31 protein-coding genes are annotated in these 24,472 nt (G+C 70.5%); 14 read left to right on the forward strand and 17 right to left on the reverse strand.

Going from position 1 to position 24,472, the window contains the following annotated elements:
- Positions 1–16 precede the first annotated feature (16 nt).
- The 5 genes from NL142_RS04125 (at position 17) to NL142_RS04145 (ending at position 3,540) form a co-directional block, all read left to right on the forward strand.
- Positions 17–367: a metalloregulator ArsR/SmtB family transcription factor gene (locus NL142_RS04125; RefSeq protein ID WP_435081083.1), complete on the forward strand. Its 351-nt coding sequence runs from the start codon at positions 17–19 to the stop codon at positions 365–367.
- A gap of 756 nt (positions 368–1,123) precedes the next feature.
- Positions 1,124–1,651 carry a COG4315 family predicted lipoprotein gene (locus tag NL142_RS04130; protein WP_435081084.1) on the forward strand — a complete coding sequence of 176 codons (528 nt, stop codon included), beginning with the start codon at positions 1,124–1,126 and terminating at the stop codon, positions 1,649–1,651.
- A 143-nt stretch (positions 1,652–1,794) separates the two neighbouring features.
- A complete protein-coding gene (locus NL142_RS04135; protein ID WP_435081630.1) occupies positions 1,795–2,304 on the forward strand; it encodes a sigma-70 family RNA polymerase sigma factor in 510 nt (169 codons plus the stop codon).
- Complete coding sequence (locus tag NL142_RS04140) at positions 2,301–3,011, forward strand: anti-sigma factor family protein (RefSeq protein ID WP_435081085.1); 711 nt, start codon at positions 2,301–2,303, stop codon at positions 3,009–3,011. Before NL142_RS04135 ends, NL142_RS04140 begins: the two co-directional genes overlap by 4 nt.
- 70 nt (positions 3,012–3,081) lie before the next feature.
- Positions 3,082–3,540, forward strand: coding sequence for an OsmC family protein (locus NL142_RS04145; RefSeq protein WP_435081086.1), 459 nt, complete (start codon positions 3,082–3,084; stop codon positions 3,538–3,540).
- Positions 3,541–3,605: 65 nt separating this feature from the next.
- On the opposite strand, the gene NL142_RS04150 is transcribed toward NL142_RS04145, so the two are convergent.
- Positions 3,606–4,175 carry a uracil-DNA glycosylase family protein gene (locus NL142_RS04150; protein ID WP_243575065.1) on the reverse strand — a complete coding sequence of 190 codons (570 nt, stop codon included), beginning with the start codon at positions 4,173–4,175 and terminating at the stop codon, positions 3,606–3,608.
- 18 nt (positions 4,176–4,193) lie between these two features.
- Entirely contained in the window at positions 4,194–5,258 is a 1,065-nt protein-coding gene (locus NL142_RS04155; protein WP_435081087.1) for a TDT family transporter, read from the reverse strand.
- 171 nt (positions 5,259–5,429) lie between these two features.
- Between NL142_RS04155 and NL142_RS04160 the strand changes: the two genes are divergently transcribed.
- Positions 5,430–6,356 (forward strand): LysR family transcriptional regulator, encoded by a 927-nt coding sequence (locus NL142_RS04160; protein ID WP_194606735.1) that lies wholly within the window; start codon positions 5,430–5,432, stop codon positions 6,354–6,356.
- Here NL142_RS04160 and eno read toward each other — a convergent pair.
- The 8 genes from eno to NL142_RS04200 all read right to left on the reverse strand — a co-directional run bounded on the left by eno (position 6,341) and on the right by NL142_RS04200 (position 12,073).
- The gene (gene eno / locus NL142_RS04165; RefSeq protein WP_082473849.1) at positions 6,341–7,675 is read right to left on the reverse strand and encodes a phosphopyruvate hydratase; all 1,335 of its coding nucleotides are present in this window, start codon (positions 7,673–7,675) and stop codon (positions 6,341–6,343) included. The two genes, NL142_RS04160 and eno, sit on opposite strands and share 16 nt — an antisense overlap.
- 146 nt (positions 7,676–7,821) lie before the next feature.
- Positions 7,822–8,337: an inorganic diphosphatase gene (locus NL142_RS04170; protein ID WP_435081088.1), complete on the reverse strand. Its 516-nt coding sequence runs from the start codon at positions 8,335–8,337 to the stop codon at positions 7,822–7,824.
- Positions 8,334–8,705 (reverse strand): fluoride efflux transporter FluC, encoded by a 372-nt coding sequence (locus NL142_RS04175; protein WP_435081089.1) that lies wholly within the window; start codon positions 8,703–8,705, stop codon positions 8,334–8,336. Before NL142_RS04175 ends, NL142_RS04170 begins: the two co-directional genes overlap by 4 nt.
- Positions 8,702–9,205, reverse strand: coding sequence for a fluoride efflux transporter FluC (locus NL142_RS04180; RefSeq protein ID WP_435081090.1), 504 nt, complete (start codon positions 9,203–9,205; stop codon positions 8,702–8,704). The genes NL142_RS04175 and NL142_RS04180 overlap by 4 nt, the downstream gene beginning before the upstream one ends.
- Positions 9,202–9,945 (reverse strand): 2,3-bisphosphoglycerate-dependent phosphoglycerate mutase, encoded by a 744-nt coding sequence (locus NL142_RS04185; protein ID WP_055950238.1) that lies wholly within the window; start codon positions 9,943–9,945, stop codon positions 9,202–9,204. The genes NL142_RS04180 and NL142_RS04185 overlap by 4 nt, the downstream gene beginning before the upstream one ends.
- Positions 9,942–10,448, reverse strand: coding sequence for a universal stress protein (locus NL142_RS04190; protein WP_435081091.1), 507 nt, complete (start codon positions 10,446–10,448; stop codon positions 9,942–9,944). Before NL142_RS04190 ends, NL142_RS04185 begins: the two co-directional genes overlap by 4 nt.
- A 310-nt stretch (positions 10,449–10,758) precedes the next feature.
- Positions 10,759–11,160 (reverse strand): GntR family transcriptional regulator, encoded by a 402-nt coding sequence (locus NL142_RS04195; RefSeq protein WP_435081092.1) that lies wholly within the window; start codon positions 11,158–11,160, stop codon positions 10,759–10,761.
- Positions 11,138–12,073 carry a hypothetical protein gene (locus tag NL142_RS04200; RefSeq protein WP_119372504.1) on the reverse strand — a complete coding sequence of 312 codons (936 nt, stop codon included), beginning with the start codon at positions 12,071–12,073 and terminating at the stop codon, positions 11,138–11,140. The genes NL142_RS04195 and NL142_RS04200 overlap by 23 nt, the downstream gene beginning before the upstream one ends.
- Before the next feature lie 211 nt (positions 12,074–12,284).
- On the opposite strand from NL142_RS04200, the gene NL142_RS04205 reads away from it, so the two are divergent.
- The 5 genes from NL142_RS04205 to NL142_RS04225 all read left to right on the forward strand — a co-directional run bounded on the left by NL142_RS04205 (position 12,285) and on the right by NL142_RS04225 (position 15,228).
- Positions 12,285–13,127 carry an NAD-dependent epimerase/dehydratase family protein gene (locus NL142_RS04205; protein ID WP_435081093.1) on the forward strand — a complete coding sequence of 281 codons (843 nt, stop codon included), beginning with the start codon at positions 12,285–12,287 and terminating at the stop codon, positions 13,125–13,127.
- Positions 13,128–13,227: 100 nt separating this feature from the next.
- Complete coding sequence (locus NL142_RS04210; protein ID WP_435081094.1) at positions 13,228–13,674, forward strand: OsmC family protein; 447 nt, start codon at positions 13,228–13,230, stop codon at positions 13,672–13,674.
- Positions 13,674–14,048, forward strand: a complete 375-nt coding sequence (locus NL142_RS04215; RefSeq protein ID WP_435081095.1) for a hypothetical protein — start codon at positions 13,674–13,676, stop codon at positions 14,046–14,048. The genes NL142_RS04210 and NL142_RS04215 overlap by 1 nt, the downstream gene beginning before the upstream one ends.
- Positions 14,045–14,734, forward strand: coding sequence for an ArsR/SmtB family transcription factor (locus tag NL142_RS04220; protein ID WP_435081096.1), 690 nt, complete (start codon positions 14,045–14,047; stop codon positions 14,732–14,734). Before NL142_RS04215 ends, NL142_RS04220 begins: the two co-directional genes overlap by 4 nt.
- Before the next feature lie 125 nt (positions 14,735–14,859).
- Positions 14,860–15,228, forward strand: coding sequence for a nuclear transport factor 2 family protein (locus tag NL142_RS04225; protein ID WP_435081097.1), 369 nt, complete (start codon positions 14,860–14,862; stop codon positions 15,226–15,228).
- Between the two features lie 50 nt (positions 15,229–15,278).
- Here the strand turns inward: NL142_RS04225 and NL142_RS04230 are convergent, their stop codons facing one another.
- Both NL142_RS04230 and NL142_RS04235 read right to left on the reverse strand, forming a co-directional pair.
- Positions 15,279–15,827: a gamma carbonic anhydrase family protein gene (locus NL142_RS04230; protein ID WP_258059353.1), complete on the reverse strand. Its 549-nt coding sequence runs from the start codon at positions 15,825–15,827 to the stop codon at positions 15,279–15,281.
- 54 nt (positions 15,828–15,881) lie between these two features.
- Entirely contained in the window at positions 15,882–16,277 is a 396-nt protein-coding gene (locus NL142_RS04235) for a cupin domain-containing protein (protein WP_435081098.1), read from the reverse strand.
- Between the two features lie 175 nt (positions 16,278–16,452).
- Between NL142_RS04235 and NL142_RS04240 the strand changes: the two genes are divergently transcribed.
- Complete coding sequence (locus tag NL142_RS04240) at positions 16,453–16,698, forward strand: hypothetical protein (protein WP_435081099.1); 246 nt, start codon at positions 16,453–16,455, stop codon at positions 16,696–16,698.
- A gap of 72 nt (positions 16,699–16,770) precedes the next feature.
- Here the strand turns inward: NL142_RS04240 and NL142_RS04245 are convergent, their stop codons facing one another.
- From NL142_RS04245 to NL142_RS04265, 5 genes are all read right to left on the reverse strand, one after another.
- Positions 16,771–17,295, reverse strand: coding sequence for a P-loop nucleotide/nucleoside kinase family protein (locus NL142_RS04245; RefSeq protein WP_435081100.1), 525 nt, complete (start codon positions 17,293–17,295; stop codon positions 16,771–16,773).
- Between the two features lie 455 nt (positions 17,296–17,750).
- Entirely contained in the window at positions 17,751–17,966 is a 216-nt protein-coding gene (locus tag NL142_RS04250) for a hypothetical protein (protein ID WP_435081101.1), read from the reverse strand.
- Between the two features lie 195 nt (positions 17,967–18,161).
- Entirely contained in the window at positions 18,162–18,617 is a 456-nt protein-coding gene (locus tag NL142_RS04255) for a VOC family protein (protein WP_435081102.1), read from the reverse strand.
- 39 nt (positions 18,618–18,656) lie between these two features.
- Positions 18,657–19,301, reverse strand: coding sequence for a hypothetical protein (locus NL142_RS04260; protein WP_435081103.1), 645 nt, complete (start codon positions 19,299–19,301; stop codon positions 18,657–18,659).
- A gap of 199 nt (positions 19,302–19,500) precedes the next feature.
- The gene (locus NL142_RS04265) at positions 19,501–21,432 is read right to left on the reverse strand and encodes a glycosyltransferase family 2 protein (protein ID WP_435081104.1); all 1,932 of its coding nucleotides are present in this window, start codon (positions 21,430–21,432) and stop codon (positions 19,501–19,503) included.
- A 161-nt stretch (positions 21,433–21,593) separates the two neighbouring features.
- Between NL142_RS04265 and NL142_RS04270 the strand changes: the two genes are divergently transcribed.
- Positions 21,594–22,643 (forward strand): glycosyltransferase family protein, encoded by a 1,050-nt coding sequence (locus tag NL142_RS04270; RefSeq protein WP_435081105.1) that lies wholly within the window; start codon positions 21,594–21,596, stop codon positions 22,641–22,643.
- Positions 22,644–22,813: 170 nt separating this feature from the next.
- Positions 22,814–24,433: a lipopolysaccharide biosynthesis protein gene (locus NL142_RS04275; RefSeq protein WP_435081106.1), complete on the forward strand. Its 1,620-nt coding sequence runs from the start codon at positions 22,814–22,816 to the stop codon at positions 24,431–24,433.
- Positions 24,434–24,472: the final 39 nt, after the last annotated feature.

The raw sequence follows: 24,472 nt of genomic DNA on the forward strand, positions 1-24,472 counted from the left end.
TGGGAGGATCGAGCCCATGGCCGTCCTCGACATGCTCCCCCTCACCGACGTGACCGCGTGCTGCGCGCCGCTCACCCGGGAGGCGATGAGCGCCGAGAACGCCGACAAGCTCGCCCGATCACTGCGCGCCATCGCCGACCCCGCCCGGCTCCGCCTCATCTCGATGGTCGCCGCGCACGACGGCCAGGAGGCCTGCGTCTGCGACCTGACTGAGCCCCTCGGTCTCGGCCAGTCGACCGTGTCGCACCACCTCAAGGTCCTCGTCGATGCCGGCATCCTCAGCCGCGACAAGCGCGGCAGCTGGGCGTACTACCGGCTGGTGCCGGGTGCCCTGGACTCCCTCGCGGGCCTCATCGCCACCGTCTGACCCCCCGCTCGAGCACCCCGGACGCCGCCACAGAGCGGCGCAAATCGGCCGCCACGGAACGCCGTGGACCACACTCCCCCGCTATGAAGTAGCAGCGCCCCGAGCTTGGCTCGTGAGACGTCTCGCAACCCATGACTTGAGACGCACTGCAGGTCAGGCCGGCACCTTCCGAGCCAGAGTCAGGGCGGCCCACAACCTAGAGCGCAGCGACCGCGTGCCGAGCACCTCGGAGGAGCTGGCCGCGCAGCGGCTTGCGTGGACACCGGAGGCCCGTACGCTGCCGAAGGCTTCCAGGCAAATGCGCCCAGCGCGCACCACAACGCCGACCGAGGTCGGCGTCCATTTCATTTGCTCGTGGTGCCTGCCGCCGAGGCGGTGGGTCGGCCAGAGGACGAGCCTCTACTGGGAGGCTGGCTGCTCGCTAGCAGGTGCGCGCCGAGTGGCGTCCGTCTGGTGGCGATGCAGCGATGCACGATCCCACTCGACAACGTGGCCCGGATCCTCAGCAGTACGGCCGCGGGCGCCGTTACCTGGCGGTCTGTGTGCTCGTTCGCCTCGGTCTGCGCGGGGATGCCGGCGAGCAGCGCGCTGTCTCGGGCCCTCACGCGAAGGTGCGCGCAACGGATCATCGCTCTCGCTGACGCCGCCTGCCGTGCAGATGCTCTGCCAGCAAATTTTTCGCCTCGTTGAACGTTCGCGACTGCTGTGTCGTGTCCTCGGTGGGACCACCTCGGTCCCCGCACTACAGGAGGCATCATGCTCAAGCGAATCGCGACCACTGTGACGACTGCGGCGTTCGCCGCCGTCCTTCTCGCCGGATGCTCGACGGCAGCCGGCTCGGCTGGCTCGTCGGAAGCGCCGGTCGACAGCCCCTCCGCTACCGCAACCCCCTCGGCTGAGGCGGCGGCTCTCACGACGGCGTCCTCGCCGCTGGGCGACATCATCACGGACGAGGCCGGTTACACCGTCTACACCTTCATGATGGACACGCAGGACTCGGGCAGCAGCAGCTGCTACGACGAGTGCGCCACGCTGTGGCCGGCGGTATCGGCGACCAGCACGTCCGCCGCGGACGGGATCACCGGAGAGGTCGGCTCGATCACGCGCACCGACGGGACGGCCCAGCTGACCGTCGACGGATGGCCGGTCTACCGGTTCGCGAAGGACACCGCGCCGGGCCAGGTCAATGGACAGGGTGTGAAGGACGCCTGGTACGTCCTCCTCCCTGACGGCACGATGAACAAGGAAGCCGCGGCCATGAGCACCGCCACCCCGGCGCCCTGATGCGACGGCGACCCGTCCCCGCGCGCAGCGAAGCGCCCGGACGGGTCGCCGGTCCTCGACAGGCAAGGACGGAAGGGATGACCGGCAGTGATCGCAGCAAGGGATGAGGGAGCGCACCGTGGCGCTTCGAGGCGGTGAGTGCTGTGCCCCGCCCTGTCGATGAGCTCCTGGCGGCGTTGTACGAGAGTCACGGCCCGGCGTTGCGGCGATTCGTGCAGAACCTCACTCGGAACGCGGCGCTGACGGAGGACGTCGTGCAGGAGACGATGGTGCGGGCCTGGCAGCGCCCGCAGATCCTCGAACGCGACGCCGACGCTGCTCGCGCGTGGCTGTTCACCGTCGCCCGCAACCTCGTCATCGACGACGCCCGCTCCGCTCGGAGCCGACGAGAAGTCCCGGCGGAGGACGAGGACGGCGGCGGCGCCGCCCCCGATCGCACCGACGCGGTCCTGGACAGCATCCTGATCGCGGACGCTCTCGCATCGCTGTCGGTGGAGCATCGCCAGATCGTGGTGGACGCGTACTTCCTCGGGCACACCACCCCCGAGATCGCCCGCCGGCACTCCATCCCCGAGGGGACAGCGAGATCTCGATTGCACTACGGACTGCGCGGACTGCGACTGGCTCTGCAGGAAAGGGGCGTCACCCGATGAACGACCACCACGGAAGCTCCGCGACGGAGGACGAGTACCGCGACTGGGACGCGTCCTACGTCCTCGGCGCTCTCCCCGCGGATCAGCGACTCGAGTACGAGCAGCACCTCAGCGGCTGCGCGGCCTGCCGCGCAGCCGTGGCAGAGCTGGCAGGACTGCCCGGCATCGTCGGTCGCCTCTCCCTCGAGGACGCTCTCGCCATCACCGCATCGGACGACGGCGAGGACACGCCGCCGACCCTGGTGACGCTGCCCGGCATCGCTCACCGTGTCCGGACGCGCCGACGTCAGCGCCGGCTGGTCATGTCCCTCGCCGTCACAGCCGCCGTGACCGCCTCCGTCTTCGGAGGGGTCGTGCTCGGCACGGGCATCGCGGACGCTCCCGTGGCGAGCGAGGCGACCCTGGAACCGATGGACCCGATCGCGGCCGATCCCGCTCTCACCGCAGACATCCAGGTCGAGGGGAAGCCGTGGGGCACCCGGCTGGAGTGGAGCTGCACCTACAGTGGTGACGCGCCCGCCGGCACCGAGTACGAACTTGTCATCACGCGCACGGACGGCAGCACGACCGCCGTCGCCACCTGGACGGCGGCCGGGGAGCGCGCCATCGACCTCGCGGCATCCACGGGCATCGCCCGGTCGGAGATCACCGGGGTCGACATCAGGGTCCGCGGCACGGACTCCCCCCTCGTCCGCACCGACACCTGAGACACCGCCCGCCCTCAGAGGACAGCGACACTGTCCGCGCTGCCGCGCGGACATCGGACAGGAGCAGACCATGAGCACCGAACCCACGCCGCTGCACATCACTCGCGAGGGCCCGAGGAGCTTCATCGGCCGCAACGCGCGAGGAGCCGAGGTCCGCATCGGCGGGTCGGACGCCGACGGCGTGTTCTCGCCCGGCGAGCTGCTGCACCTCGCCCTCGCCGCCTGCGGCATGCTCTCCTCGGACCACATCCTCGCCAGCCGGCTCGGAGCCGACTTCGAAGCGACCACCGACATCACCGCGACCAAGCCCGATGATGAGGACCGCTACGACTCGATCACCGCCGTGATCCGCGCCGACCTGTCGGCGCTCGATCCCGAGCGGATCGCCTCACTGTCCGAACGCACCCACCGGGCCATCGACCGCCAGTGCACCGTCGGCCACACGCTCGAGCACGGCGCGGCGTACACCGTCGACGTCGTGGACGACCAGGCCGTTCCCATCAGCGGTCCGAGGACGGGGACCGTCTGAGATCAGCGCCTCATCGGTCACGACGACCGGTGCCGGCCGAGCCGCGGACGTCGCCTCCCGTGCCGTCAGTCTGCGACGCGCCGACCGGAACCGAGACGATCCGCCAGGCGGAGCGCGTTCACGGAGCGGAGATGCTGGTCGGCGCGGTGACGTCCGTTGGCCGGCGAGGGATGCGGTGCCCCGAGGACGGGGACGACGCGGGGATCATCGTGCAGGGTCAGGTAGCGCATGACCCCGTCGAGCGCCACGGTCCCGTAGGTGACGACGGCTTCGAGCGCGGGCAGCAGATCCAGCAGCTCACCGAGCGCGAGCCGGCCCTGCTCGATGTCCGTGGGGCGGACGCGGCCAGCAGGGATCTCCCACGGGATGAGGTTCCATCGGAGGTAGTGGTCGCGGGAGAGTCCGGACTCGATGCGGGCCGCCCGGAACGCGGCGGCGGTGGGCCCGAGGTTGTCCTCGCTGCAGACGGCAGCGGATCCCGCGGCGATCGTCCGAGGGCCGGGCGACTGCATCAGCACCAGGACGCGACTGGCGGTGCCGCCGGAGCGGGGATCGAAGCCCGGAACGAAGCGTCCGGTCGCGTCCGCGGTACTCCGCCAGGTCTCGGCGAGGGCGTTCAGGGTCCGGACATCCACGATGGTCGTCGATCCCGGTCAGGCCGCTCGCGGTGGTGCGAGCAGGGTGCCGCGGATCACGGAACCGTGGAAGGTGCGGGCGGCGACGACGATCCACGCGGCGACCAGGCCGACGTAGTAGAGCACGGCGAGGCCGGCGACGACCGTGAGACCGGAGTGCAGGGCGAGCCCGTTGAGTCCGGTGACGCAGGTGCCGACGGGGAACGTGAACGACCACCAGGTCAGGCTGAACGGCAGGTGCTCGCGGGCGGTGCGGACGGTGATGGCGAGGGCGATGACGGTCCAGAGCAGCGCGAAGCCGAGCATCGCGAACCCGTACACCAGCGCCACGACCACCAGCGCACGCGCCGTGCCGGCGTCGACGACGGTGGGCGCGTTCGATGCGAGGAGGTTCACCGCCGTGATCGACTGTCCGACCGGACCGAGGACGATCCACAGCGTCGGCACCATCCCCGCTGCTCCGACCTTGTGCTGCGCGAGCCGGTTCCAGATCAGGGTGATCACCACCAGTGACGTGATCAGGCTGAGGCCGAAGAAGCCGTAGCAGGACCACAGGAGCGTCTCCCGCGCCTGTCCGGCGGGCGTGTACGGCAGCAGCAGGGCGCCGGTGGAGGCGGACACCATCGGCGGGACGATGGGCATCAGCCAGCCGCCGAACGCGGAGTCGGGCTTGTTCTCGTGGCGGGTGAACGCCAGGTACGGCACGAGGACTGCTGTGAGCAGTCCTCCGATGGTGCCGATGGTCCACAGGACCCAGTCGATGGTCACGGCGGCGGGCAGGCCGATCCAGTCCTTGCCGAGCAGGAGTGTCCCGGCGCCGACGGTGAGGAACGCCATCGGTGGTGCGCCGTAGAAGTGGGAGATGACCGGGTTGAGGTGGTGCCCGGCTGCGGTGCTCCGGTAGCGGATCCAGTGCAGCACCGTCGCGATCGTGAGGGCGACGAGGAGCACCGCGGCGATCGCCCACACGACCGTCGCCGCGAACCGGAGTCCCGGGAACTGCAGTGGGAGTGACGCAGCTGCGACGGCGACGATGCCCGTGCCCATGATCGACGCGAACCAGTTCGGTGTGAGATTCGACACGATCAGGCCCGGCCGCTCCAGATCGCGGAACAACGCCGTCTGCGGCCGTTGGGGCAGCTGGCTACCGTTCGCGGGTGCAGGGTCGGTGCGGAGCGTTGTCATGGGCCAAGCCTGCGCGAATCCTGCCTCTGGCGGTACCGGGAACCTCTTGGCGGGGCACAATCGTTGATTGTGACACTACGGCGACTCACGGACCGAACGCTCGACCTCGACACACTCGACGTGCTCGCACGCGTCGCCGAGACCGGCTCGCTCTCCGCTGCCGCTGGAGCGCTCGGCGTCACGCAACAGGCAGTGTCTGCTCGGATCCGGGTCGCCGAGCGCATGGTCGGTCACTTGTTGGTGCACCGCTCGACCACGGGGTCGGTGCTGACCGAGACCGGCCGGCTCGTCGTCGGGCTGGCCGGACCGGTCCTCGACGCGTCTCGCCACCTCGAGGCAGGAGTGGCTGTGCTGCGGGCTCCGACGGGTTCGCTCGTCGTCGCGGCGTCACAGACCATCGCGGAGCTGCTGCTGCCGGGCTGGCTGCTCGAATTCCGCCGCCGTGAACCCGACATGCGGGTGCGTCTGATCGCGGGCAACTCCGCCGCGGTGGCGGATCTCGTGCAGTCGGGTGGCGCGGACCTCGGGTTCACGGAGACCCCGGTGGTGGCGGCAGGTGTGTCCGCGCAGGTGATCGCGGACGATGAGCTCGCGGTCGTCGTTGCGCCGGACCATCCCTGGGCTCGGTCGACCGGGATCACTGCGGAGGTCCTGGCGGCGACGGCTCTGCTCCTGCGGGAAGAAGGTTCCGGGACTCGCGCGACCCTCGCCGCATGGCTCAGGGAGGCCGGTTTGAGCATGTCGGTTCCGGCCGCGGTGCTGGAGACCACGAGCATCATCCGGGCGAACGCACAGGCCGGAATCGCACCGGCGGTGATGAGCCTTCGCACGGTCGCCGCCGACATCAACGACGGGTCGCTGGTGCGGGTCCCGCTCGCCGGGCCGCCACTTGCCCGGCCGTTGCGGGCGATCTGGTCGGGAGAGCCCCAGCCAGCTGGTTCTGCTTTCCTGCGCGTCGCCCACGAGGTGGCCGGTCGGGGTCAGCGCAGCCCGTAGGGCAGCTCCGGATTGTTCTCCGCGATCTCGGTGAGCCGGTTGTACTTCGCGACGCGTTCTCCGCGGGCGGGGGCGCCGGACTTGATCTGTCCGGTTCCGCTGCCGACGACGAGGTCCGCGATGAACGTGTCGGTGGTTTCCCCGGACCGGTGCGACACCATGCTCCGCATCCCGAGCGAGCGTGCGACGCCGATCGCGTCGAGGGTCTGGGAGACGGTGCCGATCTGGTTCGGCTTGATGAGCGCTGCATTCGAGAGCCCGTCCTTCCCGCCGTCGCGGATGCGCTGCGGATCGGTGACGTAGAGATCATCGCCGACGATCTGGAGCATGCCGCCGAGCGCGGACGACATCGCCTTCCAGCCGCCGTGGTCATCTTCGGAGAAGCCGTCTTCGATGCTCCGGATCGGATACCGGCTGATGAGGTCGCGGTAGTAGTCGACCATGCCTGCGCGGTCGAGCCGGCGGTCCACGACCCGGTAGCTACCGTCACCGAGCGCGAACTCGTTCGCCGCCGGGTCGAGTGCGATCGCGACGGTGTCGACGCCGGGCTCGTAGCCAGCGGCACTGATCGCGGCGACGAGGAGGTCGAGGGCCTCCTCGGGCGCGGCGATCGATGGCGCGAAGCCACCTTCGTCGCCGAGACCGAGACTGCCGAACCGTTCCCGGACCAGTGCCGCCAGTGCGTGGTAGACGTCTGACCCGATCCGAACCGCGTCGGTCATGGTGTCGGCGTTCACCGGGGCGATCATGAACTCCTGGAAGTCGAGCGCGTTCGCTGCGTGCGCTCCGCCGTTGAGGACGTTGAAGTGCGGGACGGGCAAGCGAGGCGTGCTGCCGGTGACGTCTGCGATCCAACGCCAGAGCGGCAGCTCCGCTGCGGCGGCGAGAGCGCGTGCCATCGCGATCGAGGTCGCGACGACACTGTTCGCGCCGAGCCGGCGGTAATTCGGGGTGCTGTCGAGGGCAGCGAGGGCGGCGTCGACCTGCCCGATTGAGGTCCACGACTGGCCGGTGATCATCGGTGCGACGTCCGCCGTGATGAGGTGCAGTGCCTGGCTCACGTCGCGGCCGCCGTAGCTGCTGCCGCCGTCGCGAAGCTCGACAGCCTCATGCGCGCCAGTGGATGCGCCTGCGGGGGCGTCGCCGGTGACGACGGTGCCGTCCTCGAGCTCGAGATGCACCTGGATCGTTGGGTAGCCGCGGGAGTCGAGGATCCGGGAGCCGTGCAGGCTGCTGATGGTGACGGGGCGGCTGGTGTGGGTCACGTACTCGCCCTGATGGTGGGTGGTGTGGTGGACGTTGCTGATGTAGTCGTTCATGGCGGTTGTCGCCTTTCGGGTTCGTCGTGCGGGTGTGGGCCGCGGGGAGGCGGAGGGACGACCTCCTGGCGATCACTGGGCGCCAGTTGCCTCCCCGCGGCGGTTCAGGGCGCGCACTGGATGGTGCGCGGGTGCGCGGGTGCCGGTCAGGGGTGCGGGGTGAACCGTTCCTGTGCGGCGCGGATGATGGCTTCGGCGTCGACACGGTTCGCCCACCCGTTGGTGGTGACGTGCTTGCCGTGCTCGATCTCCTTGTAGTGGGCGAAGAAGTGCTCGATTTCCACCAGGACCGGCTCGGCGACGTCGGTGATGTCCTGGACGTGGTCGAAGCGGACGTCTCCGGCGGGGACGGTGAGGATCTTGTCATCGCCGCCGTTCTCGTCGACCATGCGGAGCATCCCGACCGGGCGGACGTCGATGACGACGCCGGGGAACGTGGGCCGGGGCAGCAGCACGAGCGCGTCGAGGGGGTCGCCGTCATCGCCGAGAGTGTCGTCGATCGAGCCGTAGTCCTGCGGGAACACCATGCTGGTGAACACCGCCCGGTCCAGGCGGATCCGTCCGGTGGTGTGGTCGACCTCGTACTTGTTGCCGCTGCCGCGGGGGATCTCGATCGTGATGTCGAAGTGCATGAGCTGTTCTTCTCCGAGTCGGATGGTCAAGTGAGGGTGCCGAGGGTGACGCCCCCGGCGGCTGCGGCGACGGAGACGACAAGCATCCCGAGCCCGTTCACGGCAGCCGCGGTGGTGCGGCCGGTGCGTGCGAGGCGGACGGTCTCGAAGCTGGCGGTGCTGAACGTGGTGTAGCCACCCATGAGCCCTGTTCCGACCACTGCGACGGGGGTAGCGCCGAGGTGACCGGCGGCGCCGGTGATCAAGCCCAGCAGGAACGAGCCGGTGATGTTGATCGTCAGCGTCCCGACCGGGAGCCGGAACTGCCGACCCCGGTTGATCGCACCATCCAGGAAGAACCGTGCGGCCGCGCCGACACCGCCAGCGACAGCGACGCTGAGGAAGGCCAGGGCGCTCATGATGTGGCTCCGTTCGGTCGGACCAAGCCCGCGATCGCGAGGCCGCTACCGGTGGCGATCGCGCCGGCGAGGACCGTCAGGAGCCCGTACCCGGTGCCGGCCAACCCTCGGCCGTCGAGGAATAACACCGCGGTGCTGGTCGCGAGGGTGCTGTAGGTGGTGAACCCGCCGAGGACACCAGTCCCCAGAAGCAGGCGCAGTGTCCGGCGGCGACCCTCGTCAGGTCCGCGATGCGCGAGGTGTTCCAGCAGCACACCGAGTAGGAGCGCGCCGGCGATGTTGATCCAGAAGATCGCCCAGGACACTCCGTGCTGAGCGGGGAACGCGGTGCTGAGTCCGTCGCGTGCGGCGGTACCGATGGCGCCGCCGAGTGCGACGACACCGAGGTACCGCCACCGCAGATGCACTGGCCGGGCGATACGTTCCGGGTCGTTGGCGTCGATGTCCGGGTCGGGCGGGAGCTGCCCATCGGGCAGGTCCGTGTCCGTTCGGGAGGTCATGTTCCACCTTCCGCAGCGACCGCTGCCGCTGCTGCTCGTGCTGCCGGGTGCAGGTACTTCCCACCCCGCGGACAGAACCCGCCGTCGCCGTCGAACCGGTAGATCAGGGGTTCGCCCGTGGGGAGGTTCAGGTCCGCGAGCTCACCGTCAGTCAGGCCGTCCATGCAGGCACACAGTGCCCGCAGTGAGTTGCCGTGCGCGACGACGAGCACTGTCTGCCCGTCGCGGAGTGCCGGGGTGATGCGGTCCGACAGGACGGGTTGGACCCGGCGGATGACGTCGGAGAGTGTCTCGGTTCGACGAACTGCCGCCCACGGCAGTCCACGAAGCGCCGTCGTCCGCCGGAGCGCCAGCCACGCGCGGATCGACATGCGTGGCGGCCGACCCGTGCGGGTCCGGCGAACAGCGAAGAACTGCTCCGCCCCCAACGCCGCTTGCGCATTCTGCTTGGACATGCCGGTGAGGGCGCCGTAGTTCCGCTCGTTCAACCGCCACGTCGACTCGATCGGCGCATCACGTCCGAGGACGTCGGTGACGAGCTCCGCCGTATGGAGCGCCCGCTCGAGCGTCGACGTGAGCACGAGGTCCGGTCGGATGCCCGCATGCAGAAGTAGCAACCCAGCCCGATTCGCTTCGGCGGTGCCCTGTTCGGTCAGCGCGACGTCTCGCAAGCCGGTGAAGGTGCCGGCAGCGTTCGCAGTGCTCTGTCCGTGGCGGAGCAGAACAAGCTGGCCGGTCACGGGGTGTCCCATGGCAGTGGGGCATCGAACCCGACCGGATCAACGGGCACTACGAGCACTGAACGGTGCTGCTGATGGGTCAGCCGTGCCGCGACCGACCCCGTGAAGAACTCCGCGATTCGACCCGCTCCCGTCCTGGCCCCGACGACCAGCATCGCCGCGTCGCGGTCTTCGGCCACCTGCGACAGTGCCCGGCTCGGATCCCCGACACCCGGGACGAACGTGACGTCGACGCCGTAGGTCGTTGCGGCAGCACGTACTGCCGCCTCGTCACTGTCCGACAAGCCCTGCGGTGTCGCGTCAGCGGTGTCAGGGTCGATCGGTTCCACCATCACCGACCCGTCCGAGCGCGTACCGGCATCGATGAGCGATGCATCCACGCTGACGCACACCAGCGTCGTACCGAAGCGGCGCGCGATGGACGACGCAACCTCGATGACCCCCGGAGCGAGGCCGGGCAGGACGCCGACGACGACCGGTCCGCTACCGATTGGTGCTGTCATGACACTCCCTACCTCAGGCGCGCAGAAGCGCGACCAGCTGAGATAGGGACTGTTGTCGACAACTGTCGAGGTTGGGTCCGGCAAGCCCCACTACCGGGTCCGAAGACACCACCAGTATGCACCCGAACCCCAAGTCACGCGGGCCGTCTCGCGCACCCGCGACGTCCCGACACCGAAGGAAGCGATTCCGACGACACGGAGCGAAGCTGCCCACACCAAGCGGCGTGACCGAACGGGTGTCCGGGTAGGGGTCCCCTGTTGAAACAGGAAGTACGGGTCGGACGTCTCTCGCGCTTAGGCCTTTGCGCGGTCATGGATCTGATCGTGTTGCCCATGCGGCTCGGATCGCGCCGAGCGCTTGCTCTAGATCGACTCCCGCGACCGTCGCGACGTATCGCTGCGCTGCTTCCTGGACCGTGGCGGCGTGGTGGTGGCCAGCGGCCACGCGCGTGCCTTTCGAGCGGTTGGTGACAAGGAGCCCTTCTGACTCAAGGAGCGCGTATGCCTTGCCGACTGTCCCGGGGGCGACTTGCAGGTCCGCTGCGAGCTGACGGACGGTTGGCAGGCGCTGGTTTGCAGGTAACTTGCCCGCCCGAACGCGGTCCGCGATCTGCACACGAATCTGTTCGTAAGGAGGCAGGGCGCTGCTCGGGTCGATGCGGATCACAGTCGGCCTTCCGTGGTGCGCGTCATCGAGTCGGCCCGGCTGCACGGAGGCTGGCGCGGGGGAGTGCGAGAGCCTGACGGGTCGCGAAGGCGAGACTGACGCCAGAGAGAACGACGCTGACTAGTCCCATGGCCACGAACATGATGCCCAGCGCGGTCCATCCTGGGTGGGAGGTCGGGAGGACCGCGGAGAGCAGGGCCCGTCCCGAAACGGCTGCGGCGCCGCCGAAGGGCAGCGTGAGAGAGAAGACCGCGATCGCCGAGACGATGCGCATGGACTCGCGCCGCCAGGCCGTATCCAGACTCACGAGAGCGGGGTCGGGGAACGCAGGAGTCGCGCTGATGCGAGCCATGGTCGAGATCGTGACGACGATCAGCACGACGCAGGTACCCAGAAGGGGCAGACCGTAGAACCATCCGGCGTACGGGCTGGACGCAGACACGATGTCCGGCGAGGTGAACGCGATCGCCCGTGACAGGCCGAGGTCATCGGGCGAGGACGTGACTCCCGTGACGATCACGAAGGCCACGAGACAGATCAGGGCAATGATCGGTGGCAGGGACAGCGAGCCGCTGAGGTACGACGCCACAGTTCGCGGGGTGAGTGAGGCGCTTCGCGCCGCGGAAGGCGAGACGGCATGACGCACGGCAGGGATGAGGCTGTAAAGCAGTAGCCCGACAGATGCAGACACCGGTGCTGCTAACAGGAGCGGAAGGCCCAGGAGCGGGGCGACGCTCAAGCCCAGCGCCGACATCACGACCAAGACCACGACTGAGGCACCGATCGCGGCGACCGCTCTCTGGCGAGCTCTACGTAATGCCGACATGTGCATGGCGTCAATATTTACGTCTGCAATCACCGCCCGTCGTCTTGCCGACGCAGCAAAAACCGCGATCGCGCACGTGAGAATGAGAGTGACCGCGAGCAGCGGTAAGTCGAGTGCTATCAGGTCCACCATGACCCACCTCCTGTGTCACCTGGACGGTACAAGGGTGAGAATCTGTGTGTCAAGTGCGTAGTACAAGACCTGCCGATACCGTGAGGGTGCGTCCGGGTAGGGATCGCCTATCGGGACTGCTGGAGAGGACAGGGATGCGGGGCGCGGCGCGTCCTCTTGGCTCTGCTGGGGTGGGCCGACGCGGGGTGTTGGTTCTGGGAGGATCGAATCCATGCGTGTGTTGGTTGCTGGTGGGTCTGGTGTCCTCGGCCGAGCGGTCATCCCAAAGTTGATCGGTCTGGGGCATGACGTCATCGCAACTTCGCGATCGGCGGAGAAAGCGCGACTGTTTAAGGAGCTTGGAGCAGCAGGCCTAGTTCTGGATGCCCTTGACCGTGACTCGACGGTCGCGGCCGTCGTGAGCGCTGCGCCCGAGGCGATCCTTCATCTCATGACCGACCTCGGCACGGGAGACTCAGCGAGTAACGCGCGGCTCCGGTCGAAGGGAACCCGGAACTTGGTCGACGCGGCGCATGCGGCTGGCGTGACCCGAATTATCGGGCAGAGCATCTCGTGGGTCTACCCGTCCGCAAGGATCCCGGCGGCCGAGACCGATCCGCTCGACCTCGGCGCGTCCGGGCCTCGTCGTGCGACTGTTCAGGCCGTGCGGGAACTCGAAGCCGCCGTCCGCGAGATCACGCAGAGCGTGGTGCTGCGCTTCGGGCAGCTCTACGGTGCGGGCACCTGGTACTCGCGAGAGGGCCGGCTCGCTGAAGCTGCTCGAGCTGGTGCACTCCCCGCTACGGAGACCGTGACGTCCTTCGTGCACGTCGACGACGCGGCTGCAGCTGTAGTCGAGGCGCTCGGCTGGCCGGCAGGAGTGTGGAACATCGTGGACGACGAGCCCGCTCCCGGCACCGAGTGGGTGCCGGTATTCGCTGACGCTGTCGGTGCGCCAGTACCCGCTGTGCAGCAGTCGGGCGACGCCGGGCGGCCTGTCATGAACGACCGCGCCCGGCGGCAAGGCTTCACACCTCGCTACCCGAGCTGGCGTACAGGCTTCCCTTCCCTGTAGCCGCCATTCGGTGACGGATCCCCTGTCGAGACGCTCAGTCTGCCTCTGTGCCGAGGACCCTTCGACCGTGGCCGAAACGAGTCCCTCCTAGCGTGGGCGCATGACCTCACACGAGTACGCGACGGGCCTGACGTGGGCCGGACGCACGACCGGATACGACAGCTACGGTCGGCGGCACGACATGACGTTGGGCCCGACCTCCCTCGCATTGAGCGCGGACGCAGCGTTCCATGGCGATGGGGCGCTGCCCAATCCGGAGCAGCTGCTGGTCGCGGCGGCGAGCTCGTGTCAGCTGCTGTCGTTTCTCGCGGTCGCCGCCCTCGGGGGCGTGGAGGTGCGGGAGTACCGCGACGACGCCATCGGTGTCATGGACGACACCGCGCGTCCGATGCGGCTGACCGCGATCGTCCTGCGTCCGCGGATCGTGGTGACGGGCGCGACGCCGGCGCGCGTCGTGCGCCTGCTGCGCAAGGCGCACGAGCAGTGCTACGTCGCGAACAGCTTGACCACCTCGATCACGCTCGAGCCGGTGATCGAGGTGGTCTGATGTTCGACGTCGAGGCGCCCGCACCTGGTGGTGCGGCCTCCCTGGCCTTCATCGGGAGTGTTCTGGGAGACGCGGGTGTCGGCCTCGAGGGCGGCGGGATGTGGTCGGGCGTGGCCCACTACCTGGTGGCGGATGCTGAGGCCGCGCGGAGCGCGCTGGGCGCGGCCGGCGTCGACGCGGTCGTCGTGCGCGAGGTGGTCGTCGCGGAGCTCGGCGCCGACGTGCCGGGCGCGCTCGGGCGGATGATGCACCTGCTTGCGGAGGCCGGGGTGCTGCTCCTCGGTCAGTACAGTGACCACGACAACCGCAAGGTCCTCGTCGTCGACGACGTCGCGAAGGCGCGGAGGGCGCTGGAGGACGGATCCCGAGCATGAGCGGCGAGCCCGACATCTCCGTACCCGCGCGGGCGCTCGGCGATCCTGCCCGGGCGCGCATGGTCGCGGCTCTGCTCGGGGACCGGGCCATGCCCGCCGGGGACCTCGCCCGAGAGGCAGGAGTGTCGGCGTCCACCGCAAGCGAGCACCTGCGCACCCTGCTCGACGCGCGCCTCGTCGATGTGGAGCACCGCGGGCGGAACCGTCTCTACCGGCTCGCGGGCAGCGAGGTGTCGCGGGCGGTCGAAGCCCTGCAGGGCATCGCGCCGAGTACGGAAATCCAGTCGCTCCGCGCGCATCGAGTCTCCCGGGAGCTCCGCGCAGGCCGCACCTGCTACGACCACCTCGCAGGCGATCTCGGCTTGCGGGTGACGGACCTGCTCGTCGGGGCGGGAGTCGTGGATATCGTGCGGATCGGTGAGCCGGCTGACCCCCTGGACCCGTTCCCGCAGGGGCCGGTCGTCGCGGCGTTGGGCATCGTCCCGCCATCGGGACGGCGACCCTGGGTCCGCGGCTGCCTCGACTGGACCGGTCGCCGTGCGCATGTCGCCGGTCAGCTCGGCACGCAGGTTCTCCGCTCGATGGAGGCACAGGGCTGGATCCTGCGACCGTCGACCGGAAGGGCAGTCCAGCTCACGTCCACGGGGGCGGACGCACTCGCGCTCCTCGAGGTCGAGGGGATCTGAACCCGTCCGGGGAGGGATCCCCTCCCGGACTGTTTCCGCTCTGCGGCTCCGTGGTCGTTGCTCCTTGGCTGGGGTGGGCATCCCGCTCGATAGGGTGGGCGTTCCATGTCCATTGAGGAGGCCCGATGTCGCTCGCATCCGTTCCGGCCGTGGCCGCTGCCGTGGAGCTCTACTTCGAGGCGCTGCACGAATGCGACCTCGACAAGTTCGACCGCGTCTTCCACCCGGCGGCGAGCCTCTTCGACGCCACGGACGCAGCTCTGACCGTGATGCCCGTGGGCGAGTACCGCGAGGTCATCCGCGTCCGTCAGTCGCCTGCATCCGTGGGGCAGCCGCGGGACGACAGCATGATCTCCCTCGACTTCCTGTCCCCGGACATGGCGGTGTCGAAGGTGCGGCTGCGGATCCACGAGCACACGTTCGTGGATCACCTCACGCTCGCGAAGGTCGACGGCGTCTTCCGGATCGTCGCCAAGACCTGGCACGAGGTCTGACGGTCGACCTCGATGCGCGTGGACCACGGGCGCGTCGCTGAGTGTGACCCTCAGCCCTCCTCGAGCTCGACGTCTTCGCGATGGTGCCCGTAGAACCGCGACTGGCCCCGCATGAGGTCACGCATCGACACGTCCTTGCCGACCCCGTACACGGTGCCGCCGAAGTCCAGGTCCCGTTGGATCGCCCAGATCTCGTCATGGCGTTCCGCCGGCAGGATGTGGGCGGGAGAGCCAACGGCGACCCAGCCGATCGGAACGATCATGCCCGGACCGACGGTGGTGTTCACCTGGACGACGCCATTGATGCGAACCTCGGCCCCGGCCCCGATCAAGCTTCCCGGGAACAGCGATGCGCCAGTGGCGATGAACGCCTCGTCCTCGACGGTGCTTCCGTTGATGTGCGCATGGGGTCCAACCATCACGGCCGTTCCCACCACCGCGGGATGAGCGGCTCTACCGCGCACGACGGCGTTCTCCATGATCACGGTGTCTTCGCCGATGGACACGAAGCCGTCCTCACCGCTTAGCACGGCGCCGTGGAGCACGCGAGCACCCGCGGATACCCGGACGTCGCCGACGAGCACCGCGGACGGTGCCACGTATGCATCCGGGTCAACCGACGGTTCTTCGTCGCGGTGTCGAATCAGCATCCGTCAGGCCCGGGCACGTGCGACATCGCCATCGCCGCTCAGTTCGCGAAGAGCCGAGGTCATGTCCCCTCCGACGTCGCCGGTGTTGACCGTTCCCTGCGGCTCGAACAGCAGCGCCTCGACCTCGTTCACGGCCTTGGGGCAGTGCTCGACGCCCCTGGGGACGACGAAGGTGTCCTGAGGCCCGAGAACGACATCGCGGTCGCGGAGCTGAATCGTCAGCTCACCGCTGAGGACGAGGAAGAGCTCGTCCGTGTCCGGGTGCGTATGCCACACGAACTCGCCGTGGAGCTTGACGACCTTCACGTCGTAATCCTTGACGCTCGTCAGGCGGTGAGGCTGCCATGGAGCCGAGATGGTGGACAACGCCGCCAGTACGTTGTGGACATCGTTACTCATGGGCTCACCGTAACCATCCCACGTTCCGTGGCAACGACAACCCCGGGCTCATGAGGCCGTGAGGGGACGTGGTCACGGTCGCAGAGAGGCGCACGATGGCCTTGGCTGCGTGTCCACTAGGGGGATGCCCTACCGGACCGCTCCGGCTGTCTGCGTCCTCATGAGAAGGTCGAGCATGGCTCCAGAGGATCGCGATCGCTTACGTGCGCAGCAGGTCCGAGTGTTCGCGATCGGGGCTGTCGTCTGGGTGGTGCTCGCAGGCGTGTTCGCGATCATCGACTACACGACCACGCTCAATGGGTGGGCCGGCATGATGACCGGCGTGCTCATGGCGCCGCTGTTCGCGATAGTCGCCGTCGCTCTACGACGCAGGCGGTCGCAGAAGGGTCAGTCGAACACGACCGCTACGCGAGTCGGGTGACCTGTTCCGGGGAGGGATCTCTTCCCGGACCACCGCATGGATGCGCGGCTCGAGGTCAAGACATCGGGCCGGTCACGGCATGCGCACACCACGGTCGGTCAGGTACTCGAGCGTCATCGCGAGGTTGATCGCCCGCGGTTGCATGGAATCCACGCGGAGGCGCGCTTCCTCCCAGTCCTCGAATGAGGCACGGCGCGCGCGGACGGAGGCCCAGCTGGGCTCGGGGAAGCCGGGGATGTCGCGTCGGCGTGCGGCAAGCCGCCGCTCGTGTTCTTGCTCGTCGCTGCAGAGGACCTCCACGAAGGCGAGGGGCACGTCGAGTCGATCGGCGAGCGATCGCCACTGCTGCCGTGCTGGCTGCACGTCGTTGACCGCGTCGACGATGACGTCGTTCCCGACCGCCATCTGCTCTCGGGCGAGGTCCTCCACCACTACGTACGCAGCGAGCCCGGTGGGCTGCTCACGAGACACTCCCGCGCGCCACATCGCGGCCTCCACGGGATCGACGGACAGCAGCGCACATCTGAGGACTCGCGCGAGCTCGCCGGACAGGGCACTCTTCCCGGCGCCGGGTAGACCGGCCATCGCGATGAGCATGCCTTCAGTCTCGTGCACGCCTAGCGGCGCACCGCGCCTCGGTCACCGCCCGCGCCCGAAGGGTGCCCGGGGAGGCATCTCAAACGGAACGTGGCCGCTGTTCTCCGTGGCTCATGATGAGGCATGCCAGTGCTGCGTTCGTCCCGCGTTTCGATGGAAGTCTCTGCCGTCCAAGAGGCTGAGTGGCCTGCCCGGGCTGCGGTCGCCGTGCACACCGTCGGGGCGGGTCGATCGCGAGCGGCCGTGGTGTGGTTCCGAACGGACCGTGGCATCTCGGGTTCCATCCCTGTTGCTGACCAGATGCCTGTGCGCTTCGCCGACGCCGACGCCGACGCCGACGCCGACCAGCCCGAGCGCTTCCTCGGAAGAGCCGTGGCGCTCGGCGAGGCCGCGAAGCCCGGCCGGTGAGCGCTGACCGGTAGGGGGTCCCTCCCCGAACGCTTGTCCGGCGGCGACTAGAAGGGTGGCCCGTTTCGGTGGCGCAGGTCGAGCCCCAACGCGACGAGTAGCGCTCCGACGGCGAAGAGCAGCAGCGCGAGCTGCCATGGTGCCGTGAAGAACGACGGCCAGTGCTGCGAGAGCAGCATGAACGGAGACAGGAGGACGATGAGGGCCCCTCCGATCAGGAAGAGCCCGTAGGGCAATTCGGCATCTGGCTGGTCGCGTCGCATGCCCTGCCAGTAGCGCTGGCTCGCGGAAGCCCTGAATGGAGAGTGGCGCGCGCAAGAGCTACCTCGGTCATCCGGTGGGGGATCCCTTGCCGGACGCTGCGAGCGAGCGTCGTACGGGCCCCTGTGGCACGCGTCCGGGCAGCAATCGGTCGTCGAGACATCGAGAACCAGACGAGATCCGATGGCCGACGCGGACTACGGGAGCTGTGGGGGCGCGATCAGCTCGAGGAATCCACCGAGGGCACCTTCGAGGTAGATGATGCGTGTGCCGGCTCGGGCGCCACCGGTCATCCGGTGAGGTGTCCCGACTGGTCGCCAGCCGTGTCCAGCGCAGAGCTCGAGCACACGATCGAGGTCGGAGACCGTGAGCGCGATGTGCACCACGCCGACCTGCGCGGGCGAGCCGGCGGACTCGGGCAGCCGGGGCGGGTCGTACTGCAGCAGCTCCACCCGGTGGGGGCCGAGCGTCACCGTCGCTGCGCGGATCACGGCGCCACGGACGCCGGTGGTCGCCGCCGTGACCTCCACGTCGAGCGCGAAGGTGCGCTCGAGCACGAACCCGAGACCCGAGCACCACAGCTCCAACGCATCGTCGAGGTCGGCCACGGTGAGACCGGAGTGGGCGATGCCGGAGACGAGCGGTGATGCCATGGCATCAGTATCGAGCTCCGACACGTCGCCGCGTCGCCGCTACTGGAACACGACCACCGGCGACCCGGCGTCGCGCGCCACGACCACGCTGATCGCGTCGGCCGACGCGGCGGGCACGCTGAACACGTAGTCCCCGGTCGTGGAGGCGCCGGGCTCGAGCGAGCCGCGGATCACGGTGTCCGAGTCGGCGGGCGTCGCGGGCGTGCGGTCGGCGCCGTAGAAGACGTTGACGGCCACGGAGTCGACCGCGACCGCCTCGCCCGTGACGTTCACGAGCTCGAGCCGCACGTCGACCGCGTCGCCGCTCAGCTCGCCCACGCGGCCGCCGTCGGTGCTCGTGGGCGTGACGGAGACGATGCGGGCCTGGATCGAGCCGGGGAACGTCGCGGTCTCGTCGAGGCCGACCGTGGTCGCCACCTCCTGGCCGAGCGCCCGGGTGTCGCCGTCGGGGAGCGGGGCCGGGGCCTCGGTGGCGCCCGCGGTGGGGGCGACCTCCGACCAGTCCTTCGTGTCGGCGGCGGCCGCGGGGGCGTCGGATCCGGATCCGTTCACGACGACCGTGCCGACCACGGCGGCGACGGCGAGGACGGAGGCGGCGCCGATCACGACGACGGTGGTGCGGCGGCTGCGGCGACGGTCGCGCCGCGGACGCAGGTCGGACGGGGTGCTCTCGGGTGCGGGCATGGCCTTCTTCGCTCGTCGGGTACGGCGGAAGACGGGCCCGACGACCAGGGCGGGTCGGCGGCGCGGGGCGGGCGGGCGATGGGTGGTCGACCGACGCAGGATTCCGGGTCTTCTGCCCTCGCATCGTACGTCCGGCATCGCGCGCCGACGAGACCCCCGTCCAGGGGAGGCCGCTGGCGGCCGGGCCGCGCGGATCCGCTCAGTCGCGCCGCGCGTACTCCTGGTACGACCAGCCGAACGCGCCCGCGACCATGCCGGCGCCGCGCGCCAGCGTGCGGGTGCCCTTCGCGCGGTGCGCGACGCTGCCCGTGACGGCGCCCACGGCGATCCGCCCGGTGCCGCCGAGCGTCCGCACGAGCCCGCGCGCGGTGGCCCCGGCGCGGATCCGCGTGCGCGCGACCGGGGAGGAGGGCGCGAGCGCGACCGAGGTCAGGCTCCACGAGTTCCCGCTGCTGAAGGCGCGGAGCACGACCCAGCGGCGCGTGGTGCGGGCGCGCGGCACGACGTCGACGACGCCCGCCTCGGCGCACCAGGTGAGGAGCCCGCCGGACGCGACGAGCTGCCGGGTGAAGAGCGTGTCCTCGCCGCCCTGCGTGCCGAGGTCCACGTCGAAGCGCAGGTCCGCCGCCCGCACGGCGTGGAGGTCGAGCAGGAGGTTGTTCGTCGCGGCGACCTCGAGGCGCGTGCCCGTGGCGGGGCGGCGGCGCACGAAGAAGCCGCCCGCGCGCACCCATGCGTCGGGCTCGACCTCGTACTCGCTGCGCACCGGACCCGCGACACCCGCGCTGCCCGTGGACTGCCGGGCGCGGACCAGGGCCGCGAGCCAGCCCGGATCCGGCCGCTCGTCGTCGTCGAGGAAGACGAGGAGGTCGTCGTCGGCCGAGGCGTCGAGCGCGCGGTTGCGGGCGGCGGAGATGCCGGGCGTCGGCTCGTGCACGTAGGCGATCGGGACGGGGGAGTCCGCGGCCGCGTCCTCCACGGCCGCGCCGGCGCCGCCGTCCGGGTCGTTGTCGACCACGACGATCCGCACGGCTCGGGGGAGCGCGGGGTCGGCCGCGGCGGCCTCCCGCAGCTCCGCGGCCTGCGCGGCGACGAGCGGGAGCACGGCGCGGATGTCGTCGGGCCGCCGGTACGTGAGGATCGCGACGACGAGCGAGGAGGCGGGCGCGACCGGGCGGGCGGTCGCGGTCGTCGGCGCGGGGGAGGGCACCGCGCGCCAGCCGCCGGAGAGCCGGTAGCCGTCGCGGATCCCGCGCACTGCCGCCGACACGGGCGCCACCGGGTGCGCGAACTGCCGCCGCCCGCCCTGCAGCAGCACCTCGTACGCGATCACGGGCGTGAGCAGCCGCCACCGGCGGAGCGCCGCCGCGTCGAGGTGCCGGGCCCCGTAGAGGAGCCGGTTCCGGATGTTGTGGTAGTAGTACGTGCCCGACTTCGCCTGGCCCGCGCTCTCGTGGCCGGCGCTCTGCGTGCCGCCCTCCGCGTGCACGGCGACGGCCTCCTCCACGACGCGCAAGCGTCCGCCCGCCGCCACGACCTTGCGCGACAGGTCCACGTCCTCCCAGTACAGGAAGTAGTCGTCGGAGAAGCCGCCGACCCGGGTCCACAGCTCGTCGGTCACGAGCAGGCACGCGCCGGTGAGCCACGGCTCGGTGGCCTGGCCGGGGTGCTGAGCGCGGCGGGCGGCGGAGCGGATCCGGCCGTCGGCGAGGTACAGGTCGGATCCGCGGAACCACGTGCTGCCGTCCGGCCGGAGGATGGTCGGGGCCGCGAGCGTGAGCGGATCCGCCGCCACGACGCCCCGCAGCACGACGAGCTGGTCGGGCGCGATGGTCGCATCGGGGTTGAGCAGCAGGAACTCGCGCGCGCCGAGCGCGCGGGCCGCGTCCACGCCGATGTTCATGCCGGTGCCGAAGCCCGTGTTGCCGTCGGGGTAGACGCCGTGCACGCGCGTCGACGGGTGCGCCGCGAGCTCCCGCACGCGCTCCCGCTCCGCGTCGGTCGTGCGGTTGTCGACGACCACGAGCACCGCGTCGTCGAGGCGCTCGACGAGCGGCAGCACGTTCTCGCGCACGAGGTCGGCGGATCCGTAGTTGACGACCACGACGGCGAGGAGGGCGGGGCGGGGCATGCGGGTCCCATCGGTCGGCCGTGCGGCGGGGAGCGCCAGCGGGGTAGCGCAGGCGGGGCCGCCCTCGGGTGCGGGCGGGTGGTGGCATAGTCTATTTCCTCGACCGATGACCCCGTGGCCGTGCCCGACGTCCCGCCGCCGGTCATCCCGCCAGGAGCGCCATGACCGTCCCCTCCCGTCCGCCCGGCCGCGACCTCGTCGTCCTCCAGTCGTCGCCGGCGCCGCGCCCCACGACGAACCCGTACATCGTGATGCTCGGCCGCGCGCTCGCGGCGACCCCCGGCGTCCGCCCGCTGCACTTCAGCTGGCGCACCGCTCTCCTCGGCCGCTACGACGTGTTCCACGTGCACTGGCCCGAGATCCTCGTCGACGGGCACAGCCCGCTGAAGAAGGCCGTGCGCCAGGCGCTCACGGTCGCGCTCCTCGCGAAGCTGACGCTCGGGCGGATCCCGATCGTCCGCACCGTGCACAACCTCGAGCGGCCGCAGGGCATCGGCCGCCGCGAGTCGCTGCTGCTCGCGCTCATGGAGCGGATGACGACGCTGCGCGTGCGCGTGAACCCCATCACGGAGATCCCCGCGGACCAGCCGCACGCCACGATCCTGCACGGCCACTACCGCGACTGGTTCCGCGACGAGCCGCGGGCCGACGCGGTGCCCGGCCGCCTCGGCTACGTGGGCCTCGTCCGCCGGTACAAGGGCGTCGAGCAGCTCGTCGCGGCCTTCCGGGGCGCGGGCGACGCGGGCGCCGACCTGTCGCTGCGCATCGGCGGCAACCCGTCCACGGACGAGCTCGCCGGCACGATCCGCGCGCTCGCCGCCGGCGACGACCGGATCCGCCTCGACCTCCGCTTCCAGTCCGACGCCGAGCTCGTCGACATCGTCACCTCCTCCGAGCTCGTCGTGCTCCCGTACCGGTTCATGCACAACTCCGGCGGCGCGCTCGCGGCCCTCTCGCTCGACCGCCCGGTGCTCGTCCCCGACAACGCCGTGAACCGCGCGCTCGCCGAGGAGGTCGGCCCGGGCTGGATCCACCTGTTCGACGGCGACCTCACCCCCGAGGAGCTGCTCCGCGCCACCGAGGCCGTCCGCACGGGAGCGCGCGCGGCGTCGCCCGACCTCGCCGCCCGCGACTGGGACCGGGCGGGCACGGCGCACGCGTCCGCGTACCGGCGCGCGCTCCGCATCCGCCGCGGCGTCGAGCGGGGCTGAGCCGGCCCACCCGCGTTCGGGGGCTGGATCCGCGCGGCCACGCGGATAACATCGACGAGGGCCCGCATACCCGGCGGACCCCACCACCCGACACCCGAGCTCGCGGTGATCCGGCCGTCACCCGCGGCCGACCCGATCGCCACCCCTCCTCGACCCGACGACGGAGCCCCATGCATTCCGCCCTGCCCGGCGACCCCGCGTCCGCCGCCGCTCCCGCGCCCGAGACGGCGCCCGCCGCCACGCAGGGCCTCGGCGCCCGCGCGGCCCGCGGCGCGATCGTCACGATCGGCGCGCAGCTCGTGCGGATCCTCATCCAGGTCGCGTCCGTCGTCGTCCTCGCGCGGCTGCTCACGCCCACCGACTACGGCCTGCTCGCGATGGTGCTCGCGATAATCGGCGTCGGCGAGATCTTCCGCGACTTCGGCCTCTCCAACGCGGCCATCCAGGCGCGCGACCTCAGCCGCACCCAGCGCGACAACCTCTGGTGGATCAACGCCGGCATCGGCCTCGTGCTCGCCGCCCTCGTCTTCTGCGCGGCCTGGCCGCTCGCGGCGGTCTTCGGCCACGACGAGCTGATCCCCATCGCGCACGCCCTCAGCCTCACTTTCGTCTTCAACGGACTCGCGACCCAGTACCGCGCGAGCCTCACCCGCAGCCTCCGCTTCCGCGCGCTCGCGACGGCCGACGTCACGGCGCCCGCGGTCGCGCTCCTCGTCGCGATCGGCGGCGCGCTCCTCGGCTGGGGCTACTGGGCGCTCGTCGCGCAGCAGCTCACGCAGACGCTCGTGCTGCTGGCGCTCGCGGTCGGCTTCGCCCGGTGGATCCCGCGCCTCCCGCGCCGCGGGGAGCCGATGGGCCCGCTGCTGCGCTTCGGCTGGAACATGGTCTCAAGTCAGATGGTCGGCTACGTAAGCAACAACATCGACACCTTCCTGGTCGGCCTCCGCTTCGGCGCCGGGTCGCTCGGCATCTACAACCGCGCGTTCCAGCTGCTGATGACGCCGCTCGCGCAGATCCGCAGCCCCCTCACCACGGTCGCCATCCCCGTGCTCTCCCGCCTCGCCGACGAGCAGCGCCGCTTCGCCGACTACGTCGCGCGCGGCCAGCTCGCCCTCGGCTACACGCTCGGCGCGGGCCTCGGCCTCGTCGCGGCCACGGCCGTGCCGATCACCGCGGTCTTCCTCGGGCCGCAGTGGGACAGCGTCGCGCCGATCCTCCGGCTCCTCGCCATCGCGGGCATCTTCGACACCCTCGCCTTCGTCGGCTACTGGGTCTACGTGTCGCGCGGCCTCACGGGCGACCTGTTCCGCTTCTCGCTGCTGAGCGCGGTGATCAAGGTCAGCTGCATCCTCGTCGGATCCTCGTTCGGCATCGTGGGCATCGCCGCCGGGTACGCGGCCGCGCCCGCGATCTGCTGGCCGATCTCGCTGTGGTGGCTGTCGCGCAAGGCCCCGATCCCGACGCGCCGGCTCTACATGGGCGCCCTCCGGATCATCGGCGTCGTGGGTTCGGTGAGCGTCGCGACCGGCGCGCTCCTCGCCATGGTCGACACCGGATCCGACGTGCTGCAGCTCCTCGCGGGCGTCGGCACGACCGCGGTGCTCTACGCGCTCGCGGTCGCGCTCGTCCCGGCCGTGCGCCGCGACGTGCGCGGGGTGCTCGACCTGGCGCGCGTGCTGCCGAAGGCCCGCCGGGGCGCTGGTGCGCCCGCTGCGCCCGCGTCCGCGCCCGTCGTGGATCTCGCGGCCGAGTCGCCCGCGGCGCCCGCCGACGCCCGCGTCCCCTCCTAGCCGCCGAGGGCCGCCGCGGCCCCGCCCCGCCCCGTCGCG

The sequence above is a fragment of the Clavibacter quasicaliforniensis genome (assembly GCF_051201715.1).
In the GTDB taxonomy this organism is placed as follows: domain Bacteria; phylum Actinomycetota; class Actinomycetes; order Actinomycetales; family Microbacteriaceae; genus Clavibacter; species Clavibacter seminis.

Excerpts from the sequence above, each read along its gene's own strand:
- NL142_RS04125 (WP_435081083.1), top strand. The coding sequence starts at position 17 with ATGGCCGTCCTCGACATGCTCCCCCTCACCGACGTGACCGCGTGCTGC.
- NL142_RS04130 (WP_435081084.1), top strand. The coding sequence starts at position 1,124 with ATGCTCAAGCGAATCGCGACCACTGTGACGACTGCGGCGTTCGCCGCC.
- NL142_RS04140 (WP_435081085.1), top strand. The coding sequence starts at position 2,301 with ATGAACGACCACCACGGAAGCTCCGCGACGGAGGACGAGTACCGCGAC.
- NL142_RS04145 (WP_435081086.1), top strand. The coding sequence starts at position 3,082 with ATGAGCACCGAACCCACGCCGCTGCACATCACTCGCGAGGGCCCGAGG.
- eno (WP_082473849.1), bottom strand. The coding sequence starts at position 7,675 with ATGAACGACTACATCAGCAACGTCCACCACACCACCCACCATCAGGGC.
- NL142_RS04175 (WP_435081089.1), bottom strand. The coding sequence starts at position 8,705 with ATGAGCGCCCTGGCCTTCCTCAGCGTCGCTGTCGCTGGCGGTGTCGGC.
- NL142_RS04180 (WP_435081090.1), bottom strand. The coding sequence starts at position 9,205 with ATGACCTCCCGAACGGACACGGACCTGCCCGATGGGCAGCTCCCGCCC.
- NL142_RS04190 (WP_435081091.1), bottom strand. The coding sequence starts at position 10,448 with ATGACAGCACCAATCGGTAGCGGACCGGTCGTCGTCGGCGTCCTGCCC.
- NL142_RS04200 (WP_119372504.1), bottom strand. The coding sequence starts at position 12,073 with ATGGTGGACCTGATAGCACTCGACTTACCGCTGCTCGCGGTCACTCTC.
- NL142_RS04205 (WP_435081093.1), top strand. The coding sequence starts at position 12,285 with ATGCGTGTGTTGGTTGCTGGTGGGTCTGGTGTCCTCGGCCGAGCGGTC.
- NL142_RS04210 (WP_435081094.1), top strand. The coding sequence starts at position 13,228 with ATGACCTCACACGAGTACGCGACGGGCCTGACGTGGGCCGGACGCACG.
- NL142_RS04215 (WP_435081095.1), top strand. The coding sequence starts at position 13,674 with ATGTTCGACGTCGAGGCGCCCGCACCTGGTGGTGCGGCCTCCCTGGCC.
- NL142_RS04220 (WP_435081096.1), top strand. The coding sequence starts at position 14,045 with ATGAGCGGCGAGCCCGACATCTCCGTACCCGCGCGGGCGCTCGGCGAT.
- NL142_RS04225 (WP_435081097.1), top strand. The coding sequence starts at position 14,860 with ATGTCGCTCGCATCCGTTCCGGCCGTGGCCGCTGCCGTGGAGCTCTAC.
- NL142_RS04235 (WP_435081098.1), bottom strand. The coding sequence starts at position 16,277 with ATGAGTAACGATGTCCACAACGTACTGGCGGCGTTGTCCACCATCTCG.
- NL142_RS04240 (WP_435081099.1), top strand. The coding sequence starts at position 16,453 with ATGGCTCCAGAGGATCGCGATCGCTTACGTGCGCAGCAGGTCCGAGTG.
- NL142_RS04245 (WP_435081100.1), bottom strand. The coding sequence starts at position 17,295 with ATGCTCATCGCGATGGCCGGTCTACCCGGCGCCGGGAAGAGTGCCCTG.
- NL142_RS04250 (WP_435081101.1), bottom strand. The coding sequence starts at position 17,966 with ATGCGACGCGACCAGCCAGATGCCGAATTGCCCTACGGGCTCTTCCTG.
- NL142_RS04255 (WP_435081102.1), bottom strand. The coding sequence starts at position 18,617 with ATGGCATCACCGCTCGTCTCCGGCATCGCCCACTCCGGTCTCACCGTG.
- NL142_RS04260 (WP_435081103.1), bottom strand. The coding sequence starts at position 19,301 with ATGCCCGCACCCGAGAGCACCCCGTCCGACCTGCGTCCGCGGCGCGAC.
- NL142_RS04265 (WP_435081104.1), bottom strand. The coding sequence starts at position 21,432 with ATGCCCCGCCCCGCCCTCCTCGCCGTCGTGGTCGTCAACTACGGATCC.
- NL142_RS04270 (WP_435081105.1), top strand. The coding sequence starts at position 21,594 with ATGACCGTCCCCTCCCGTCCGCCCGGCCGCGACCTCGTCGTCCTCCAG.
- NL142_RS04275 (WP_435081106.1), top strand. The coding sequence starts at position 22,814 with ATGCATTCCGCCCTGCCCGGCGACCCCGCGTCCGCCGCCGCTCCCGCG.